Source organism: Achromobacter sp. (assembly GCF_057314935.1).
Map to the genome: position 1 here is coordinate 30,318 of NZ_DBHKZA010000037.1, position 20,373 is coordinate 50,690.

A 20,373-nucleotide genomic window follows, 5' to 3' on the forward strand; every position below is an offset into this window, starting at 1 on the left:
ATACGGCCAGCCGGCGCGTCGCGCCCGGCCAGCGTGGCCGGCCGCGCAAGAAGCCAGCCGCCCCCGCGGACACCGAGTCCGGCTCCGCGGCCCCGCCGACCTCCACGCCGACCACGACCTCCTGACACCCGACCCGCCTGTATGGCGGGTTTTTTTGGCCGGCGTTCTTCCCGCTGCATCTTTCTCGCTGCGTCTTTCAGTTGCGCCGATTCCGGCTGCTTACCCACGACCGGAATCGGTCCGCTCGCTCGGCCGCCGGCATCGGCCTGTGCATTTTCCACCACACCGCCCGTTGATATTTCGCAGCCAGACACCTCATTTAAATGGGGACGCATAAAGCGAAAATCGGGGATTCCACTAGGCCCGGCCGCTACCCGCTCTACACCCCTGCGCGGGAAGCCAATAACGGCGCGGCCATTGTTGTGTCCCTATATTTATGCCCTATGATGGAGCACCGATATAAATAGGGTCATACCCCATTTGTTCTTATTGCACCCTACTTGCAGCGGGGGTATTGTCCGTCTCCTGCACTGCAACATTACGACGCAGGCCCACTGCGGAGCGCGCCATGCCCCAAATTACCCCGATCGAATCCTGTCCCCCCGCCAAGGCGACCCCCATCGATGCCAGCCGCATCGGTCTGCCTTCGGCCCAGGGCCTGTACCACCCCAAGAATGAGCATGACGCCTGCGGCGTCGGTTTTGTTGCGCACATCAAGGGCAAGAAAAGCCACGCGATCATCCAGCAAGGCCTGAAGATCCTGGAAAACCTGGACCACCGCGGCGCGGTCGGCGCAGACAAGCTGATGGGCGACGGCGCCGGCATCCTGATCCAGATCCCGGACACGCTCTACCGCGACGAACTGAGCCAGCAAGGCATCATCCTGCCGCCTCCGGGCGAGTACGGCGTGGCTATGGTGTTCCTGCCCAAGGAAACGGCCTCGCGCCTGGCTTGCGAACAGGAACTGGAACGTTCCGTGCGCGCCGAAGGCCAAGTGGTGCTGGGCTGGCGCAATGTGCCGGTGGACGTCGACATGCCCATGTCGCCCACCGTGCGCGACTGCGAACCCGTGATCCGCCAGCTGTTCATCGGCCGCGGCGCCGACGTGATGGTGCCCGATGCGCTGGAACGCAAGCTGTACGTGATCCGCAAGACCGCCAGCCACGCCATCCAGAACATGCATCTGGCTCACGGCAAGGAATACTTCGTGCCCTCGGCCTCGGTGCGCACCGTGGTCTACAAGGGCCTGCTGCTGGCCGACCAGGTGGGCCGCTATTACCGCGACCTGGCCGACACCCGCACGGTGTCTGCCCTGGCGCTGGTGCACCAGCGTTTTTCGACCAACACGTTCCCCGCCTGGCCGCTGGCCCACCCCTACCGGATGATTGCGCACAACGGCGAAATCAACACGGTCAAGGGCAACTTCAACTGGCTGCGCGCCCGCGAAGGCATGATGCAGTCGGCCGTGCTGGGCGACGACCTGAAGAAGCTGTACCCCATCGTCTACGAAGGCCAGTCCGACACCGCCACGTTCGACAACTGCCTGGAACTGCTGGTGAATTCGGGCTATTCGCTGGCCCACGCCATGATGATGATGATCCCGGAAGCCTGGGAACAGCACACGCAGATGGACGAGTCGCGCCGCGCGTTCTACGAGTACCACGCCGCCATGATGGAGCCGTGGGACGGCCCCGCCGCCGTCGCGTTCACCGATGGCCGCCAGATCGGCGCCACCCTGGACCGCAACGGCCTGCGTCCCGCCCGCTACCTGGTCACCGATGACGACATGGTCATCCTGGCGTCCGAAGCCGGCACGCTGTCGATCCCCGAGAACCGCATCGTCAAGAAGTGGCGCCTGCAGCCGGGCAAGATGTTCCTGATCGACCTGGAACAGGGCCGCATCATCGACGACGCCGAGATCAAGCTGCAACTGGCCAACAGCCGCCCGTACCGCCAGTGGATCGAACGCCTGCAGATCAAGCTGGAATCGCTGCCCGCGCCGCGCCAGGTGGCGGTCGCCACGCAGTCGGCCGTGTCGCTGCTGGACCGCCAGCAAGCCTTCGGCTGGACGCAGGAGGATTACAAGTTCATCCTGGAACCCATGGCCTCGACCGGCGAGGAAGTCATCGGCTCGATGGGCAACGACGCCCCGCTGGCCGTGCTGTCGGACCGCGCCAAGCCGTTCTACAACTATTTCCGCCAGTTGTTCGCCCAAGTCACGAACCCGCCCATCGACCCCATCCGCGAACAGCTGGTGATGTCGCTGGTGTCGTTCATCGGCCCCAAGCCCAACCTGCTGGACATCAACAACGTCAACCCGCCGCTGCGCCTGGAGGTCTCCCAGCCGGTGCTGGATTTTGCCGCCATGGCGCAGATCCGCGACATCGAACAGGTCACCGGCAAGAAGTTCCGCAGCTTTGAACTCGACATCACGTACCCGGCCGCCTGGGGCCCCGAGGGCATCGAAGCCCGCGTGGCCGCGCTGTGCGCGCGCGCCGTCGATGCGGTGCAAAGCGGCTACAACATCCTGATCGTGTCGGACCGCCTGGTCGACGGCGAGCGCGTGGCCATCCCCGCGCTGCTGGCGACGTCCGCCGTCCACCAGCACCTGATCCGCGCCGGCCTGCGCACCAACACCGGCCTGGTCGTGGAGACCGGTTCGGCGCGCGAAGTGCACCATTTCGCGCTCTTGGGCGGCTACGGCGCCGAAGCCATTCACCCCTACCTGGCGCTGGAATCGCTGGGCAAGATGAATGACCCCGAAAAGGCCGTGAAGAACTTCATCAAGGCGATCGGCAAGGGCTTGAACAAGGTCATGTCCAAGATGGGCATCTCGACCTACATGTCCTACACCGGCGCACAGATCTTCGAAGCCGTGGGCCTGCAAAGCGGCCTGGTGAACAAGTACTTCACCGGCACCTCGTCCAACATCGAAGGCATCGGCATCTTCCAGGTGGCCGAAGAAGCGCTGCGCCAGCACCGCGCGGCATTCAGCACCGACCCGGTGCTGGCCAACGACCTGGACGCCGGCGGCGAATACGCCTACCGAGTGCGCGGCGAAGAGCACATGTGGACGCCGGATTCCATCGCCAAGCTGCAGCACGCCTCGCGCGCCAACAACTACCGCACGTACAAGGAATACGCGCAGATCATCAACGACCAGAGCCGTCGCCACATGACCCTGCGCGGCCTGTTCGAGTTCCGCTTCGACCCGTCGCGCGCCATCCCGCTGGACGACGTCGAATCGGCCAAGGACATCGTCAAGCGCTTTGCCACCGGCGCCATGTCGCTGGGGTCGATCTCGACCGAAGCGCACTCGGTGCTGGCTGTCGCCATGAACCGCATCGGCGGCAAGTCCAACACCGGAGAAGGCGGCGAAGACGAACTGCGCTACCGCGCCGAAATGCGCGAAGGCAAGAGCACCATCAAGGACGGCGACACGCTCGCCTCGCTGCTGGGTTCGGACCGCATCGAAGCCGACGTCGTGCTGAAGAAGGGCGACTCGCTGCGCTCGAAGATCAAGCAAGTGGCGTCGGGCCGTTTCGGCGTGACCGCCGAGTACCTGTCGTCGGCCGACCAGATCCAGATCAAGATGGCGCAGGGCGCCAAGCCCGGCGAAGGCGGCCAGCTGCCCGGCCACAAGGTGTCGGAATACATCGCCAAGCTGCGCTACTCGGTGCCGGGCGTGGGCCTGATTTCGCCCCCGCCGCACCATGACATCTACTCGATCGAAGACTTGGCCCAGCTGATCCACGACCTGAAGAACGTGAATTCCAAGGCCTCGGTGTCGGTCAAGCTCGTGTCCGAAGTGGGCGTGGGCACGGTCGCCGCCGGCGTCGCCAAGGCCAAGGCCGACCACGTCGTGATCGCCGGCCATGACGGCGGCACGGGCGCATCCCCGGTGTCGTCCATCAAGCACGTGGGCACGCCGTGGGAACTGGGCCTGGCCGAGACGCAGCAGACGCTGGTGCTGAACCGCCTGCGCAGCCGCATCCGCGTGCAGGCCGACGGCCAGATGAAGACCGGCCGCGACGTCGTCATCGGCGCGCTGCTGGGCGCCGACGAATTCGGCTTCGCGACGGCCCCGCTGGTCGTCGAAGGCTGCATCATGATGCGCAAGTGCCACCTGAACACCTGCCCGGTGGGCGTGGCCACGCAGGACCCCGTCCTGCGCAAGAAATTCCAGGGCAAGCCCGAGCACGTCGTGAACTTCTTCTTCTTCATCGCCGAAGAAGTCCGCGAAATCATGGCGCAGCTGGGCATCCGCAAGTTCGACGACCTGATCGGCCGCGCCGACCTGCTGGACATGCGCTCGGGCGTCGAGCACTGGAAGGCGCAAGGGCTGGACTTTGCCCGCGTGTTCCATCAAACGCAGTCGGATGCCGACGTGCGCCAGACCGAAGAGCAGGACCACGGCCTGGCCGGCGCGCTGGACCACCAGTTGATCGACCGCAGCCGCCCCGCGCTGGAACGCGGCGAAAAGGTGTCCTTCATCGTGCCGGTGCGCAACCGCAACCGCACGATCGGCGCCATGCTGTCGGGCGCCGTGGCCTCGCGCTACGGCCATGACGGTTTGCCGGACGACACCATCCACATCCAGTGCAACGGCACCGCCGGCCAAAGCTTCGGCGCGTTCCTGGCGCACGGCATCACGATGGACTTGGTGGGTGAAGGCAACGACTACGTCGGCAAGGGCCTGTCCGGCGGCCGCATCATCGTGCGCTCGCCCAACGACTTCCGCGGCTTCGGCCCCGACCACATCATTGCCGGCAACACCGTGCTGTACGGCGCGCTGGCAGGCGAGGCGTTCTTCAACGGCGTGGCCGGCGAACGTTTCGCGGTGCGCAATTCGGGCGTCGCGACGGTGGTGGAAGGCACGGGCGACCACGGCTGCGAATACATGACGGGCGGCACGGTCGTCGTGCTGGGCGCCACGGGACGCAACTTCGCGGCCGGCATGTCCGGCGGCGTGGCCTACGTCTGGGATCCGGAACGCACGCTCAAGCACCGCGTCAACCTGTCCATGGTGGAACTGGAAGGCGTGGCGCCGCATGCGGAACAGCAGGCGTTGAACAACATCGACATCTGGCACAGCGCGCAGCGCGGTGGCGAACGCGAGACGGATGAAACCATCCTGCGCCGCCTGGTGGAAGACCACTTCCGCTACACCGGCAGCTACCGCGCCCGCGAGATCCTGGGCGACTGGGAAGCCTCGCGCGGCAAATTCGTAAAGGTCATGCCGACGGACTACCGTCGCGCATTGGGTGAAATGTGGCGTGCAGCCAACCAGCAACAACTGGCTGCGTGAGGGATACCATGGGAAAGATTACCGGCTTTATGGAATTTCAGCGTCTGCAGGAGGCCTCCGAGGCCCCGCAGAAGCGGCTGAAGAACTGGCGCGAATTCGTGCTGCACCTGACCGACGACCAGGCGAAGCAGCAAGCCGCGCGCTGCATGGACTGCGGCATCCCGTTCTGCAACAACGGCTGCCCGGTCAACAACATCATCCCGGACTGGAATGACCTGGTGTACAAGCAGGACTGGCGCCGCGCGCTGGACGTGCTGCACTCCACCAACAACTTCCCCGAGTTCACCGGCCGCATCTGCCCGGCGCCGTGTGAAGCCGCCTGTACCTTGAACATCAACAGCGACGCTGTCGGCATCAAGTCCATCGAGCACGCGATCATCGACAAGGGTTGGGCCGAAGGCTGGGTCGCCCCGCTGGTGCCGGCCAAGAAGACGGGAAAGAAGGTCGCGGTGGTGGGCTCCGGCCCGGCCGGCATGGCATGCGCGCAACAGCTGGCGCGCGCCGGCCACTCGGTGACGCTGTTCGAAAAAAGCGACCGCATCGGCGGCCTGCTGCGCTACGGCATCCCCGACTTCAAGCTGGAAAAGCACCAGATCGACCGCCGCATTTCGCAGATGGAAGCCGAGGGCGTGGAATTCGCGCCGTCGACCTACATCGGCAACCCGAAGGACCCCGTGGCCGATGGCCTGACGGTGCGCACGCCCGATTCGCTGAAGGCGGAATTCGACGCGATCGTCATGACGGGCGGTTCCGAGACCCCGCGCGACCTGCCGGTGCCGGGCCGCGAATTGTCGGGCGTGTACTACGCGATGGACTTCCTGCGCCAGCAGAACAAGGCCGTCGCCGGCGACCGCCTGACCGACCAGACGCTGGCGAAGGGCAAGCACGTGGTCGTGATCGGCGGTGGCGATACGGGTTCCGATTGCGTGGGCACCAGCAACCGCCACGGCGCGGCCTCGGTCACGCAATTCGAACTGATGCCCCAGCCGCCCGAGTCCGAAAACAAGACGATGACGTGGCCGTACTGGCCGCTGAAGATGCGCACGTCGTCTTCGCACGAAGAAGGCTGCGACCGCGACTGGTCCGTGACCACCAAGCTGCTCAAGGGCAGCAACGGCAAGGTTGAAAAGCTGGTCGGCGCCCGCGTCGAATGGTTCAAGGACGAGGCCACCGGCCAGATGAAGATGCGCGAAGTCGAAGGCTCGGAATTCGAGATCAAGGCCGATCTCGTGCTGCTGGCCATGGGCTTCGTGTCGCCGGTGCAGACGGTGCTGGACGCATTCGGCGTGGACCGCGACGCGCGCGGCAACGTGCGCGCCAACACCGACGACTACCGCACCAACGTGGAAAAGGTGTTTGCGGCGGGCGACATGCGCCGGGGCCAGTCGCTGGTGGTCTGGGCCATCCGCGAAGGCCGCCAGTGCGCGCGTTCGGTGGACGCCTACCTGATGGGCGCAAGCGAACTGCCGCGCTGATCGCTTTCTTCTGAATAGCCCCGTTCGCCGCCTTCGCGCCCCTGGCGCCAAGGCGGCGAATGCATTCAGGCAGGCGACATTCGCGTTTCCGTAAGATGCGCCATCGCCCCCTTGCCTAGCCGCCATGTCCCCCGACACCGCCACCGCTCCGCCCACGTTGCCGCAGATCTTCCTGGCATTCACCAAAGTCGGCCTGACCAGTTTCGGCGGAGGCTTGAGCGGCTGGATGATGCGGGAATTCGTGCAGCAACGGCGCTGGATGTCCGAATCCGATTTCCTGTCCGGGCTGGCGCTGGCGCAGTCCTTTCCCGGCGTGAACGTGGTGAACCTGGCCATCTGGATCGGTTTCCGGTTGCGGGGCGGGCCCGGCGCCTTGCTGGGCGGCCTGGGCATCACCGTGGCGCCGATGCTGGTGGCGATTGCGCTGGCGGCGCTGTTCGCCAGCATGGCGCAGTCGCACGGCCTGCACGTGGCGATGGCCGGCGTGGCCGCCGCCGCGGTAGGCGTCTCGCTGCAGACGGGCTTGCGCGCGGCGCGGCGGGCCTTGATCGGCCGGGTGCCCGCCGCCATCATGGCCTGCACCTTCGTCGCCATCTTCCTGTTGCGCCTGCCGCTGCTGTGGGTGGTGGGCGTGATGGCCCCGTTGTCGATCTTCATCGCGTACACGCGCATCCGCCGGCAGGAGCCGCGCAAATGAACCTGGCGACGTTGCACGACCTGTTCGCGGTGTTCACGCCGCTGTCGTTCCTGACGGTCGGCGGCGGCCAGAGCATCCTGCCGGACATCCATCGCCAGGCGGTGGACAGCTACGGCTGGATCAACGATGCGCAGTTCCTGGACTACTTCGCGCTGTCGCGCATCACGCCCGGTCCGGCCTCGCTGCTGGTGACCCTGATCGGCTGGCACGTGGGCGGCTGGGCCGGCGCGATCGCGGCATCGATCGCGATCTTCCTGCCGTGCTCGCTGCTGATCTACGCGCTGGCGCGGGTCTGGGCGCGCTACCGGCATACCGCCTGCATCCGTTCCATCGAAGCCGGGCTGGTGCCGGTGGCCGCCGGCATGATCCTCGCTTCGTCCTGCACGATCCTGCGGGCGGCCGAGGGCGGCGCGTGGGCCTGGGGCGTGGCGGCCGCCTCCACCGCGGCGCTCGTCTATACGCGCATCAGCCCTTTCATCATGCTGGGCTTGGGCGCAGGCGTTTTCCTATTGGCGCTGGCGTAGGATTCGTCCGGTTCCTGTTGCCGCGCCGCCACGACGTCCTCCGCATCTTTTCACGGTTTGACACATATCAACCGGGCCCTGCGCCAGGTTTGAGAACCTGTGGTCTCACCCTCATGGAAAGATCGGAGAAGAAAAATGTTTTCGCTGAACGGGCGTTTCCGCGCCACCGCCATCGCCGGGCTGATCGCCGCCGGCGCACTCGCCGCTCCCGCGCATGCCCATGAGGCAGGCGACGTGCTGTTCCGCGTGGGCGTGACGCAGGTCCGTCCGTCGTCCAACAACGGTTCGGTGCTCGACGGCAGCGTCAAGCTCGACGTCAACAACAACGTACGCCCGAGCTTCACGCTGGGCTACATGGTCACGCGCAACATCGGCATCGAACTGCTGGGCGCCTGGCCGTTCGAACACGACGTCAGCGGCAGCGGCCTGGGCAAGATCGGCTCCAGCAAGCAATTGCCCCCCACGCTCAGCCTGCAATGGCACATCCTGCCCGACAGCATGATCCAGCCGTACATCGGCGTCGGCATCAACTACACGCACTTCTTCGACACCAAGGCCGAAGGCGCGCTGAAGGGCTCGAACCTGAAGCTGGGCGACTCCTGGGGCGTGGCCGCGCAATTGGGCGCGGACTTCAAGATCAACGAACGCTGGTTCATGAACGCCGACATCCGCTACATCGACATCAAGTCGAAGGTGAAGCTGGACGGCCAGCACATCGGCACCGCACGCATCGATCCGTGGGTCGCCACGCTGGGCGTCGGCTACCGCTTCTAAGCGACCAACTGCTGGCGCAGCGCCTGCAGCGCAGGCGTATCGTCATCCGCACGCCAGACCAGCTGGGTCTGCGCGTGCGCGTAAGGGCCGGACAGCGCGCTGACACAGACCGAGTGTTCCGCCCCCAGCACCGCCAGCACCGAACGCGGCACGATGGCGACGCCTGACCCTGCCGCCACGCACGCCACGATGGCGTGGTACGACGCAAACTCCATCACCCTGCCTGGCGCCAGGCCTTCGTGGTTCAACCACGATTCCAGGATGCGCCGATACGAACACCCTGCCGCAAACGCGATGACCGTACGGTCGCCAAGATCCCGGGCGCTGGTGATTGCTCCCCAGGCCAGCGGCGAGATCAGCGTCAGTTCCTCTTTGAAGGCGTCGATGGCCGCCAGCCCGTCCGCCGGAAACGGCTGGGCCACGAACGCCGCTTCGATCTCGTAGTTGCGCACCTTGGCCGCCAACGCGCCAGACGTGCCGGTAACCAGTTCGATCCCCACCTGCGGCCACGCCGCGTGATAGGCCGCCAGGATCGGCGGCAGGCGCGCGGCCGCCGTGCTTTCCATCGTGCCGATGCGCAGCACGCCTTGCGGCGCGCCGTCGCGCACCGCGGCCTGCGCCTCGTCCGACAGGCGCAGCAGGCGGTCGGCGTACGACAGCAGCACGCGCCCCTGGTCCGACAACACCAGGCGGCGGTTCTGGCGCCGGAAGAGCGGGGCGTTCAACGAGGCTTCCAGCTGCTTTAACCGCGTCGAGACATTGGACTGCACCCGGTTCAGGTGCTGGGCGGCGCGCGCCACGCCGCCCTGGTCGGCCACCGCCTTGAAGATCTGCAACGCGTCGAGATCCAAGTTTCTCATTTCAAGAACCTATGTTCTTAATAATTCACTATTAAAGATATTAGTACAGCCGTAGAGTGGACGCATGTCAACGCCTGCTTACCCCTCCGTTCCCGACTCCCGCAGCGCCGTCAGCCTGGCCTGGCCCGCCGCCCTGGCGCTGGCCGCCGCCATGGGAATCGGCCGTTTCGCCTTCACCCCGGTCTGGCCGCTGATGGCGCAGGAAGGCGGCTTGTCTTTGGCGCAGGGCAGCTGGATCGCCGCGGCCAACTACGCGGGCTATCTGCTGGGCGCCCTGGCGGCCGTCGTCTGGCCCGTGCGCCACCCGCGCGGCCAATTGGCGCTGAGCCTGCTGGCGGTGGCGCTGCTGACGCTGGCCATGCCGTTGATCCATGACGTCGCATTCTGGTGCGCGCTGCGGCTTGCCGCGGGGTATGCCAGCGCCAGTGCCTTCATCTGCGTGGCCAGCTCGCGGCCCGTGCCGGCGGGCGACCCGCGCGAGCCCGCGGCCTCGGGGCTGACCTATGCCGGCGTGGGCGCGGGCATCGCGCTCACGGGGCTGGCCTGTCTGGCGCTGATGGCCTGGGGCGTCCGGGCCGACGGCATGTGGCTGGCCCTGGGCGGGTTGACGCTTGCCTTGTCCGCCATCGCCTGGCCGGGGCTGAACCGGGCGCCCGCCTCCGGCCGGCCATCGGCCGCCGCTGCGCAACCGGGCCGGCTGTCCCCCGCGGTTCCCCGCTTGGCGCTGCACTACGGCGTGTTCGGCGTGGGCTACATCATTCCCGCCACCTTCCTGCCCGCGATGGCCAAGGAGGTCATCTCCGACCCCGCCATCTTCGGCTGGGCCTGGCCGCTGTTCGGGCTGGCCGCGGCCGTTTCCTGCCTGCTGGTTCCTCGGCTTGCGCGCGGCGGCGACGACAAGCGCGTCTGGCAGGGCGCCCAGGCGCTGATGGCGCTTGGCATGCTGGCGGTCGCGCTGTGGCACCACATCGCCGCCGTGATCGTGGCCGCGCTGCTGGTGGGCGGCACCTTCATGGTGATCACGCAGGCGGGCATGCTGACCGCAAGGCGCGCCGCTGGCGCCGCCGCGCCACGGGCCGCCGCCGTCATGACCGCGGCGTTCGCCGCCGGGCAGATCCTGGGGCCGCTGTTGGCCTCATGGGCCGCGCACTGGGGCGCGGGCCTGCCGCAGGTCCTGGGCGCCGGCGCGGCGCTGCTCGCGGTCTCGGCCTGGCGCTTGGGAAAAATCACGACAGAAGGCAAAGGCGCTGGGCATAATGCGATCGGCCCGCAGGGCTGCACACATTAGAGAAAAGAACGAGGAGTCACCCAGCATGAAATCTTTGCGCCCCCTGATCGCCGCGTTGGCGGCCGTTGCCGCTTTCAGCGGCGCCGCGCAGGCACAGACCGCCGACTGGCCCGCCAAACCCATCACCATGATCGTCCCCTACGCGCCGGGCGGCTTCGCCGACACGCGTGTGCGGCTGCTGGCGCGCAAACTGGGCGAATCGCTGGGCCAGCCCATCGTGGTCGAGAACAAGGCGGGCGCGGGCGGCGTGGTCGGCACCAACCTGATCGCCAAGGCGGCCCCGGACGGTTACACCATCGGCACGGGCAACCTGGCCCCGATGGCGGTGAACCCGTCCCTGATGAAGGAAATGCCGTACAACCCCCAAAAGGACCTGGCGCCCATCGTCCTGATCGAAAACAGCCCGCTGGTGCTGAGCGTGAACAACGAGCTGCCGGTCAAGACGCTGGCCGACCTGATCGCGCTGGCCAAGAAGCAACCCGGCAAGCTGTCTTTCGGCTCGTCGGGCGTGGGCGGCGCGCACCATCTTTCTGGCGAAATGTTCCGCGAACAGGCCAAGATCGACATCGTGCACGTGCCTTACAAGGGCGGCAGCCTGGCCGCGACCGACCTGATGGGCGGCCATATCTCGATGATGTTCGAAATGGGCTATTCCGCGCTGCCGGCCATCCAGGGCGCCAAGATCCACCCCATCGCCGTCACGTCCGCCAAGCGCCTGGACGTGCTGCCTGACGTGCCCACGATGGCCGAATCGGGCCTGCCGGGCTTCGAGTCCTACAACTGGCAGGGCATTGTGGCCCCCGCCGGCACGCCGGCGCCGATCATCGCCAAGCTGAACGCCGAGTTCAACCGCATCCTGAAGGAACCGGATGTGCAGAAGGCCATCGCCGACACCGGCAGCCAGGCAGGCGGCGGCACGCCCGAGGAATTCGCGGCCTTCATCAAGAGCGAAACCGAGAAGTGGGCCCACGTCATCAAGGCTGGGAACATCCAGCTTCAATAACCCTTAGGAGTCTTCCCATGGCCACCCGTCTGCTTGACCTTCTGAAGCTGGACCATCCCATCATCCAGGCCCCCATGGCGGGCGGCGCAACAACGGTGGAACTGGTGTCCGAGGCGTCGAAAGCGGGTGTCCTGGGGTCCCTCGGGGCGGCCTACATGAGCCCCGGGCAGATCGAGACGGCGGCGGCGGACATCCGCGCCCGCACGCCGCGGCCGTTCGCCATCAACCTCTTCGCATCGGTGCCGGACCAGCCCATGCAGGGCGACACGGGTCGCATGCTGGCCCTGATGGCCCGTTACCACGAGCAACTGGGCTTGCCGGCCCCCGCCGCGCCCGGCCCGCAGGCCGATCCGCTGCCGGGGCAGATCGACGCCGTCCTGCGGCTGCGCCCGGCGGTATTCAGCTTCACCTTCGGCCGGATCCCGGCCGACGTGCTGGCGCGCTGCCGCGAACTGGGCATCCTGACCGTCGGCACGGCGACCACCGTGCGCGAGGCGGTCGCCCTGGAGCAGGACGGCGTGGACGCCGTCGTGGCCCAGGGGGCCGAAGCGGGCGGGCACCGCGGCACCTTCCTGGACGATTTCGAGCATTCGCTGATCGGCACCATGGCGCTGGTGCCGCAGATAGCGGACGCGGTCGCCGTGCCGGTGATCGCCTCGGGCGGCATCATGGACGGCCGCGGCATCGCCGCCGCGCTGGCCCTGGGCGCGGACGCCGCACAAATGGGGACGGCCTTCCTGACGACGGACGAATCGGGCATCAGCGACGCCTACAAGGCCGTGCTGCCCGCAACGCGCTCCGAACAATCCCGCGTGACCCGCGCCTTCTCCGGCCGGCCGGCGCGCGGCATCTCCAACGCCTTCATGCGCGACGCCGACGCCATCGGCGCCGACATCCTGCCGTATCCGCTGCAGAATGCGCTGACGCGTCCCCTGCGCACGGCGGGCGGCAAGGCCGGCAATATCAACGTCCTGTCCCTGTGGGCGGGCCAGGCCGCCCCGCTGGCCCGGCGCGAAAGCACGGCGGACCTGGTCCAGCGGCTGGTACGGGAAACCCAGGCGGCCCAATCGCGCCGCTGACAGTCGGGCCTGACCGGTCCCCGGGGCTCCGGACGGGTCCTGTCCCGGGACGCCCGCCGGGGCGGCGCCCGGGCGGGCGATTGTCCCTGATACCGAAAACACTGTTCCACTGGCGGCGTATCGCATTGTGATTACAAAGCGTCGGGCTACAATGGCGCCTCGCCGCTGGGGGCCAGAGTCCGCCTTGGTCCCCCGCACCTGAGATAACCGGGCGCTTCCCGACGCAGCCTGTCTTGCCCGCGCCGCCCGGTTAGCCGTCCTGCGTGTCGACAAGGCAACAGGGCAAGCTCCGCCACCGAAACACCCATTTCGTTGCCCATGCCCGCTCAAACAAGCAGCACCCCGGAATTCGCCCTGCGCCTGGAAGGTGTGGCGCTAGGCTACGGTGATTTCACCGTCTTGCGCGATATCTCCATGGACGTGCGCGCGGGCCAAGTGGTCGCCGTCATGGGCGGCTCGGGTTCGGGCAAGACCACGCTGTTGCGGGCGGCCACCGGCCAGCTCGTCGCGCAGCAGGGCCGGGTCCTGGCGTTCGGCCAGGACATCGGCCGCGCCACCGCCGCCGAACTGCAGTCCCTGCGCAAGCGCATGGGCGTGCTGTTCCAGCAGGGCGCGCTCTTCACCGACCTGAACGTGTTCGAGAACGTCGCGTTCCCGCTGCGCGAACACACCAAACTGTCCGAATCCGACATCACCGACCGCGTCCTGGACAAACTGGACGCCGTCGGCCTGCGCGCCGCCGCGCACCTGAAGGTGGCCGAGATCTCCGGCGGCATGGCGCGCCGCGTCGCCCTGGCCCGCGCCGTGGTGCTGGAACCCGAACTGATCCTGTACGACGAGCCCTTCGCCGGGCTGGACCCGATCTCGCTGGGCATCACCGCCCGCCTGATCCGCAGCCTGGCCGACCGCCTGGGTTGCGCCTCGGTGCTGATCACCCACGACGTGCAGGAATCCTTCGCCATTGCCGACCAGGTGTACCTGGTGGGGCAGGGCAAGCTGGCCGCCGCCGGAACCCCCGAGACGCTGTCGGCCTCGGACGACCCGTACGTCCAGCAATTCCTGAAAGGCGAACCCGACGGCCCGGTCGCGTTCCAGTACCCCGAAACGCCTGCTTTCCAAAAGTGGCTTTCCGAACAGAAAGGGCGCAAAGCATGAGCGGATCCAACAATCCCGTGAGCGCGCTGGGCGGGTGGGTGCGCAACCTCGTCTCCGGCATCGGCTACTTCACCCGGTTCTTCGGCGGCATGCTGGCGCGCAGCGGCATCGTGTTCTCGCGCCCGCGCCTGGTGTCGCAGCAAGTCCATTTCATCGGCAACTATTCGCTCCTGATCATCGCCGTGTCCGGCATGTTCGTGGGCTTCGTGCTGGGGCTGCAGGGCTACTACACGCTGAACCGCTATGGTTCCGAAGAAGCGCTGGGGCTGCTGGTGGCCCTGTCGCTGGTGCGCGAACTGGGCCCCGTGGTGACGGCGCTGCTGTTCGCCGGCCGCGCGGGCACGTCCTTGACCGCCGAAATCGGCCTGATGAAGGCCGGCGAACAACTGTCGGCCATGGAGGTCATGGCCGTCGACCCGATCCGCCGCGTGCTGGTGCCGCGCCTGTGGGGCGGCATCATCGCCATGCCCATCCTGGCGGCGGTGTTCTCCATGGTGGGCATCCTGGGCGGCTGGGTCGTGGGCGTCGTGATGATCGGCGTGGACGCGGGCGCGTTCTGGTCGCAGATGCAAAGCGGCGTCGATGTCTGGAACGACGTGGCCAACGGCGTCATCAAGAGCCTGGTGTTCGGCGTCACGGTGACGCTGGTGGCGCTCTATGAAGGCTGGCAGGCCCGGCCCACCCCTGAAGGCGTCGCCCGCGCCACCACGCGCACCGTGGTCGTGGGCTCCCTGGCGGTACTTGGGCTGGACTTCCTGCTCACCGCCTTGATGTTTGGAAATTGAAACGGATCGATCATGTCACGCGAAAAAACCGACTTCTGGGTAGGCCTGTTTGTACTGCTGGGCGCGATCGCGCTGGTGTTCCTGGCGTTGCGCGCCGGCAACCTCAGCACCTTTTCCTTCGCCCCGACCTATACGCTATCGGCCAACTTCGATAACGTAGGCGGCCTCAAGCCGCGTGCCGCGGTCAAAAGCGCCGGCGTCGTGGTGGGCCGCGTGTCCAGCATCACCTTCGACGACAAGACCTTCCAGGCGGTCGTATCGGTGAATCTGGAGAAGGCCTACCAGTTCCCCAAGGACACCTCGGCGTCGATCCTCACGTCCGGCTTGCTGGGTGAACAGTACCTGGGCCTGACGGCAGGCAGCGAAGAAGAGAACTTTACCGACGGCGGAAAAATCCGCTATACACAAAGCGCAGTTGTGCTTGAACAGCTGATCAGCCAGTTCCTGTACGGCTCCGCGGAAAAGCAGGGTGCGGCCTCCTCCGAACCCGAACCCGCCGCGAAAGCGCCAAATTGAAGACGATGCGAAAGACGCCGTAACAGGCTGCGCTTGGCCATCGCAATATCATAAGAATCGTCGATAGGAATGCCCTGATCATGAACAAGAACGCAATTTCCCGAATTGCCACCATCGCAGCGGCGGGTGCGCTGATGGCCGGCTGCGCCGCGCCGCAGAACCCGGATCCGCGCGATCCGTGGGAAGGCTTCAACCGGGGCGTCTACAAGTTCAACGACACGGTCGACCGCGCGGTCTTCAAGCCGGTCGCCCAGGCCTACACCTTTGTCACGCCGCAGCCGGTGCGCAGCTGCGTGCACAACATCTTCAGCAACGTCGGCGACCTCTGGTCCGGCGCCAACAGCTTCCTGCAAGGCCGCGGCCACGACTTCGTGAACACGCTGGGCCGCTTCCTGTTCAACACCACGATGGGCGTGGGCGGCTGCTTCGACGTGGCCTCGGCCAACGGCGCGCGCAAGATCCCCAACGACTTCGGCACGACGCTGGGCGTGTGGGGCTTCGGCCAGGGCCCGTACCTGGTGCTGCCGTTCTTCGGTTCGTCCACCGTGCGCGACGGCGCTGGCCTGGTCGGCGATTTCTACGGCACGACCTACGGCTACATGGGCGTCGATTCCATCGACAACGTGCGCCTGCGCAACTCGCTGTGGGGCCTGCGCCTGGTCGACACGCGCGCCAGCCTGCTGAGCGCCACCGACACGATCGACCGCGTCGCGCTGGATCCGTACAGCTTCATCCGCGACGCCTACCTGCAGCGCCGCAACGCCATGGTGCTGGGCCACCGCGTGGAAGACGAAGGTTCCCTGCCCAATTACGAAGACGACGAGGGCGATGCCCCTGCCGCCGGCAAGGCCGCCCCCGTGCCGGCACCCGCAACCAAGTAAGCTGTGGCTTGCGTTCATCGGTACAGTAAGGAGTTTTGATGCGATTTGCTTTTGTTTCCCTGTTGCAGCGCCTGACTTTCGCGGGCCTGCTGGGCCTTGCCGCCGCCGGCGCCGCGCAGGCCAAGCCCGACCCCAACGGCTCGCCCGACCAGTTCGTCATCGCGACCGCCAATGAAGCGCTGGACGTGCTCAAGGCGGACGGCGCCGTCAAGGCCGGCAACACCGCCCGCATCAACGAAGTGGTCAACCAGCACATCCTGCCCTACGTCAACTTCCAGAAGACGACGCGCCTGGCCGCAGGCCGTTACTGGCGCCAGGCGTCGGACCAGCAGAAGACGGCCCTGGCCGATGCGTTCCGCGGCACGCTGGTGCGCACCTATAGCGGCGCGCTGACCCGCGTCACGCCCAGCACCACCGTCAAGGCCCTGCCGTTTCGCGGCGATCCCAAGGCCGACGACGTGGTCGTGCGCACGCTGATCAGCCAGGCCAACGGCCAGCCGACCGGCGTGGACTACCGCCTGGAGAAGACGCCGCAAGGCTGGAAGATCTACGACATGAACGTCGAAGGCATCTGGCTGATCGAGAACTACCGTAACCAGTTCGCGCAGCAGATCAACCAGAACGGCATCGACGGCCTGATCAAGGCCTTGAACCAGCGCAACCAGTAATTCCACGGTTCCGGCTGCTTTCGGCCCGGCGCGCCCCTCGTGGCCCGCCGGGCCAATTATTTAAGGGACGGATTAACCCTCCATCCCTACGCCGCCCGGGGCCATAGGCGCTTGCCGTCACGGCGCGCTTATATAATGATCAATTCGCTCTTTCCGGGCACTCCCCCGCCGTCATGTCAGCCGTCAGTCTAGAAAACGTCTCCAAGGTCTACTCGCCGCGCCAGCGCGGCTGGCAGAAGCTGCTCGGGCGCACGCCCGCCCCCGGCTTCCAGGCGCTGGACCATGTCAGCCTGAACATCGAGCACGGCGAGTTCTTCGGCCTGCTCGGCCCCAACGGCGCGGGCAAGACCACGCTGATCTCCATCCTTGCCGGCCTGGCGCACGCCTCGTCCGGGCGCGCCACCGTCTGTGGCTACGACGTCGTGGCCGACTACAAGTCGGCGCGGCGCGCGCTGGGCGTGGTGCCGCAAGAGCTTGTCTACGACCCGTTCTTCACGGTGCGCGAGACGCTGCGCATCCAGTCCGGCTACTTCGGCCTGCGCAACAACGACGACTGGATCGACGAGATCCTGTTCAACCTGGGCCTGGCCGACAAGGCCGACAACAACATGCGCGCCCTGTCCGGCGGCATGAAGCGCCGCGTGCTGGTGGCGCAGGCGCTGGTGCACCGCCCCCCCGTGATCGTGCTGGACGAACCCACCGCGGGCGTGGACGTGGACCTGCGCCGAACCCTGTGGGAATTCATCTCGCGCCTGAACAAGGCCGGCCACACGATCATGCTGACCACGCACTACCTGGAAGAAGCGGAAGCCCTGTGCGGCCGCATCGCCATGCTCAAGCGTGGTCGCATCGTGGCGCTGGACACCACGCAGGCCCTGATGGCCCGCGTCGGCGGCGTCGACCTGGAAGACGCGTTCGTGCGCATCATGCATCAGGGCGACGAGCCCGCCACGCCCGCCCTGCAACCCGAAGAGATTTCGTCATGACGCCGCCCACCGCGACCGCCAGCCAGCCGCTGGTGCAGCCCCGCCTGGATGCGGGCTCCGGTTTTCCGACCCTGCTGCGCAAGGAACTGCTGCGCTTCTGGAAGGTCGGTTTCCAGACCATCGCCGCCCCCGTCATTACGGCGCTGCTGTACCTGCTGGTCTTCGCGCACGTGCTGGAAGGGCGGCTGATGGTGTATGGCACCGTGCCCTACACCGCGTTCCTGATCCCCGGCCTCATGATGATGAGCATGCTGCAGAACGCGTTCGCCAACCCGTCCTCGTCGCTGATCCAAAGCCGCATCACGGGCAACCTCGTCTTCATGCTGCTGCCGCCGCTGTCGCACCGCGACATCTTCGGCGCCTTCGTGCTGGCCGCCATCGTGCGCGGCCTGGCCGTGGGCCTGTGCGTGTGGGCGGTGGCGCTGTTCTTCGTGTCGCTCGTCCCCGCCAACCCGCTGTGGCTGCTGGTGTTTGCCGTGCTGTCCTGCGGCATCATGGCCGTGCTGGGCGTGGTGGCGGGCCTGTGGTCCGAAAAATTCGACCAGCTGGCCGCCTTCCAGAATTTCCTGATCATGCCCGCGACGTTCCTGTCCGGCGTGTTCTATTCCATCCACACGCTGCCGCCCTTCTGGCAGAGCGTGTCCCACTGGAACCCCATCTTCTACGCCATCGACGGATTCCGCTACGGATTCTTCGCGGTGTCGGACGTCTCGCCCTGGCGCAGCCTGGCGGTGGTGACGGCGGTGTTCCTGGCGCTATCGCTGTATGCGCTGCGGCTTCTGGCCAGCGGCTACAAACTCAGGAACTGACGTCCATGCTTCCCACTCCCGCGCAAGTCCGCCAATACATCGCGGACGGCCTGTCCTGTGAACATCTCGACGTGCAAGGCGACGGCTCGCATTTCGACGCCGTCATCGTCAGCACCGCGTTCGAAGGCAAGCGCCTGATCCAGCGCCATCAACTGGTCTACGCCGCGCTTGGCGACCGCATGAAGGCCGAGATCCACGCGCTGTCGATGCGCACGCTGACGCCGGACGAATACCAGCAAGCAGGCAAGTAATGGACAAACTCCGCATCGCGGGCGGCGCGCAGCTGCACGGCGAAATCACGGTGTCCGGCGCCAAGAATTCGGCGCTGCCGATCCTGTGCGCCGGTTTGCTTACCGCCGATGTGCTGACGCTTTCCAACGTGCCGCACCTGAACGACACGGCCACCATGCTGCGCCTCCTGGGCCGCATGGGCGTGCGCGCCGAACGCGGTTCGGACGGCGTGGTCATGCTGCAGGCCGACCGCGTCGACAACCTGGAAGCGCCGTACGACCTGGTCAAGACGATGCGCGCATCGATCCTGGTGCTGGGTCCGCTCGTTGCCCGCTTCGGCGAAGCCCGCGTCAGCCTGCCCGGCGGCTGCACCATCGGGCAGCGCCCGGTTGACCAGCACATCAAGGGCCTGGCCGCGCTGGGCGCCGAGATCAGCATCGAACACGGCTTCGTGGTGGCACGCGCCAAGCGCTTAAAGGGCGCGTCCATCCGCACCGACATGGTCACCGTCACCGGCACCGAGAACCTGCTGATGGCCGCCGTGCTGGCCGACGGCCGGACCGTGCTGGAAAACGCCGCGCGCGAACCCGAAGTGGTGGATCTGGCCGAACTGCTGATCAAGATGGGCGCCCGCATCCAGGGCCACGGCACCGACCGCATCGTGATCGACGGCGTCGAACGCCTGCATGGCGCCGAGCACCGCGTCATCTCCGACCGCATCGAAGCCGGCACGTTCCTGTGCGCCGTGGGCGCGGCCGGCGGCGACATCCGCCTGAACAACACCGACCCCGCCATTCTGGGCGCCACGCTGGACAAGCTGGTCGAGGCCGGCCTGACCATCGAGACCGGCCCGGACTGGATCCGCGGCGCCATGTCCGCGCGGCCCCGTGCCGTGGGGTTCCGCACCCACGAATATCCGGGCTTCGCCACCGACATGCAGGCCCAGGTCATGGCGCTGAACGCCGTGGCGGACGGCACCTCGGTCATCGTCGAGACGATTTTCGAGAACCGCTACATGCACGTGCAGGAGCTGCGCCGCATGGGCGCCGACATCGATATCGACGGCCACACCGCCATCGTGCGCGGCGTGAAGCGCCTGTCGGGCGCCACCGTCATGGCCACCGATCTGCGCGCCTCGGCCAGTCTGGTCATCGCCGGCCTGGCGGCCGACGGCGATACCGTGATCGATCGCATTTACCACCTGGATCGTGGCTACGACCAGATGGAAGTCAAACTACGCGCCCTGGGCGCGAACATCCAACGCGTTACCGGCAAGGAACAGGCATGAAATTTAATAGCCCCCACGCTGCGCCTTCGGCTTGCTGCCCCCCGAG

At 66.8% G+C, this 20,373-nt stretch carries 18 protein-coding genes; 17 read left to right on the forward strand and 1 reads right to left on the reverse strand.

Annotated features, from left to right (window positions below; genetic code table 11):
- Positions 1 to 568 precede the first annotated feature (568 nt).
- The 5 genes from ACO6D5_RS15445 (at position 569) to ACO6D5_RS15465 (ending at position 8,778) form a co-directional block, all read left to right on the forward strand.
- Positions 569 to 5,308, forward strand: a complete 4,740-nt coding sequence (locus ACO6D5_RS15445) for a glutamate synthase-related protein (RefSeq protein ID WP_485825862.1) — start codon at positions 569 to 571, stop codon at positions 5,306 to 5,308.
- An 8-nt stretch (positions 5,309 to 5,316) separates the two neighbouring features.
- The gene (locus ACO6D5_RS15450) at positions 5,317 to 6,783 is read left to right on the forward strand and encodes a glutamate synthase small subunit (protein ID WP_315844829.1); all 1,467 of its coding nucleotides are present in this window, start codon (positions 5,317 to 5,319) and stop codon (positions 6,781 to 6,783) included.
- Between the two features lie 124 nt (positions 6,784 to 6,907).
- Entirely contained in the window at positions 6,908 to 7,480 is a 573-nt protein-coding gene (locus ACO6D5_RS15455) for a chromate transporter (protein WP_315844830.1), read from the forward strand.
- Complete coding sequence (locus tag ACO6D5_RS15460; RefSeq protein WP_315844831.1) at positions 7,477 to 8,004, forward strand: chromate transporter; 528 nt, start codon at positions 7,477 to 7,479, stop codon at positions 8,002 to 8,004. The genes ACO6D5_RS15455 and ACO6D5_RS15460 overlap by 4 nt, the downstream gene beginning before the upstream one ends.
- A gap of 135 nt (positions 8,005 to 8,139) precedes the next feature.
- A complete protein-coding gene (locus ACO6D5_RS15465) occupies positions 8,140 to 8,778 on the forward strand; it encodes an OmpW/AlkL family protein (protein ID WP_006224553.1) in 639 nt (212 codons plus the stop codon).
- Here the strand turns inward: ACO6D5_RS15465 and ACO6D5_RS15470 are convergent.
- A complete protein-coding gene (locus ACO6D5_RS15470) occupies positions 8,775 to 9,638 on the reverse strand; it encodes a LysR family transcriptional regulator (RefSeq protein WP_485825863.1) in 864 nt (287 codons plus the stop codon). The two genes, ACO6D5_RS15465 and ACO6D5_RS15470, sit on opposite strands and share 4 nt — an antisense overlap.
- 64 nt (positions 9,639 to 9,702) lie before the next feature.
- On the opposite strand from ACO6D5_RS15470, the gene ACO6D5_RS15475 reads away from it, so the two are divergent.
- The 12 genes from ACO6D5_RS15475 to murA all read left to right on the forward strand — a co-directional run bounded on the left by ACO6D5_RS15475 (position 9,703) and on the right by murA (position 20,327).
- Complete coding sequence (locus ACO6D5_RS15475; protein ID WP_485825864.1) at positions 9,703 to 10,926, forward strand: YbfB/YjiJ family MFS transporter; 1,224 nt, start codon at positions 9,703 to 9,705, stop codon at positions 10,924 to 10,926.
- Between the two features lie 25 nt (positions 10,927 to 10,951).
- Entirely contained in the window at positions 10,952 to 11,929 is a 978-nt protein-coding gene (locus ACO6D5_RS15480) for a Bug family tripartite tricarboxylate transporter substrate binding protein (protein WP_280027260.1), read from the forward strand.
- A gap of 17 nt (positions 11,930 to 11,946) precedes the next feature.
- Positions 11,947 to 13,008 (forward strand): NAD(P)H-dependent flavin oxidoreductase, encoded by a 1,062-nt coding sequence (locus ACO6D5_RS15485; RefSeq protein WP_485825865.1) that lies wholly within the window; start codon positions 11,947 to 11,949, stop codon positions 13,006 to 13,008.
- 318 nt (positions 13,009 to 13,326) lie between these two features.
- Complete coding sequence (locus tag ACO6D5_RS15490; protein ID WP_315844835.1) at positions 13,327 to 14,163, forward strand: ATP-binding cassette domain-containing protein; 837 nt, start codon at positions 13,327 to 13,329, stop codon at positions 14,161 to 14,163.
- Positions 14,160 to 14,948: a lipid asymmetry maintenance ABC transporter permease subunit MlaE gene (gene mlaE / locus ACO6D5_RS15495; RefSeq protein WP_315844836.1), complete on the forward strand. Its 789-nt coding sequence runs from the start codon at positions 14,160 to 14,162 to the stop codon at positions 14,946 to 14,948. Before ACO6D5_RS15490 ends, mlaE begins: the two co-directional genes overlap by 4 nt.
- Positions 14,949 to 14,960: 12 nt before the next feature.
- The gene (mlaD, locus tag ACO6D5_RS15500; RefSeq protein WP_485825866.1) at positions 14,961 to 15,464 is read left to right on the forward strand and encodes an outer membrane lipid asymmetry maintenance protein MlaD; all 504 of its coding nucleotides are present in this window, start codon (positions 14,961 to 14,963) and stop codon (positions 15,462 to 15,464) included.
- An 80-nt stretch (positions 15,465 to 15,544) separates the two neighbouring features.
- Positions 15,545 to 16,345: an MlaA family lipoprotein gene (locus ACO6D5_RS15505; protein WP_315844838.1), complete on the forward strand. Its 801-nt coding sequence runs from the start codon at positions 15,545 to 15,547 to the stop codon at positions 16,343 to 16,345.
- 38 nt (positions 16,346 to 16,383) lie between these two features.
- Positions 16,384 to 17,013 (forward strand): MlaC/ttg2D family ABC transporter substrate-binding protein, encoded by a 630-nt coding sequence (locus ACO6D5_RS15510; RefSeq protein ID WP_485825867.1) that lies wholly within the window; start codon positions 16,384 to 16,386, stop codon positions 17,011 to 17,013.
- A gap of 173 nt (positions 17,014 to 17,186) precedes the next feature.
- On the forward strand, positions 17,187 to 17,999 hold the full coding sequence (locus tag ACO6D5_RS15515; RefSeq protein ID WP_006224543.1) for an ABC transporter ATP-binding protein: 813 nt from the start codon (positions 17,187 to 17,189) through the stop codon (positions 17,997 to 17,999).
- Entirely contained in the window at positions 17,996 to 18,808 is an 813-nt protein-coding gene (locus ACO6D5_RS15520) for an ABC transporter permease (RefSeq protein ID WP_315844840.1), read from the forward strand. The genes ACO6D5_RS15515 and ACO6D5_RS15520 overlap by 4 nt, the downstream gene beginning before the upstream one ends.
- A gap of 5 nt (positions 18,809 to 18,813) precedes the next feature.
- Complete coding sequence (locus tag ACO6D5_RS15525; RefSeq protein WP_315844841.1) at positions 18,814 to 19,059, forward strand: BolA/IbaG family iron-sulfur metabolism protein; 246 nt, start codon at positions 18,814 to 18,816, stop codon at positions 19,057 to 19,059.
- Positions 19,059 to 20,327, forward strand: a complete 1,269-nt coding sequence (gene murA, locus ACO6D5_RS15530) for a UDP-N-acetylglucosamine 1-carboxyvinyltransferase (protein WP_485825868.1) — start codon at positions 19,059 to 19,061, stop codon at positions 20,325 to 20,327. Before ACO6D5_RS15525 ends, murA begins: the two co-directional genes overlap by 1 nt.
- The last annotated feature ends 46 nt before the right edge of the window (positions 20,328 to 20,373 follow it).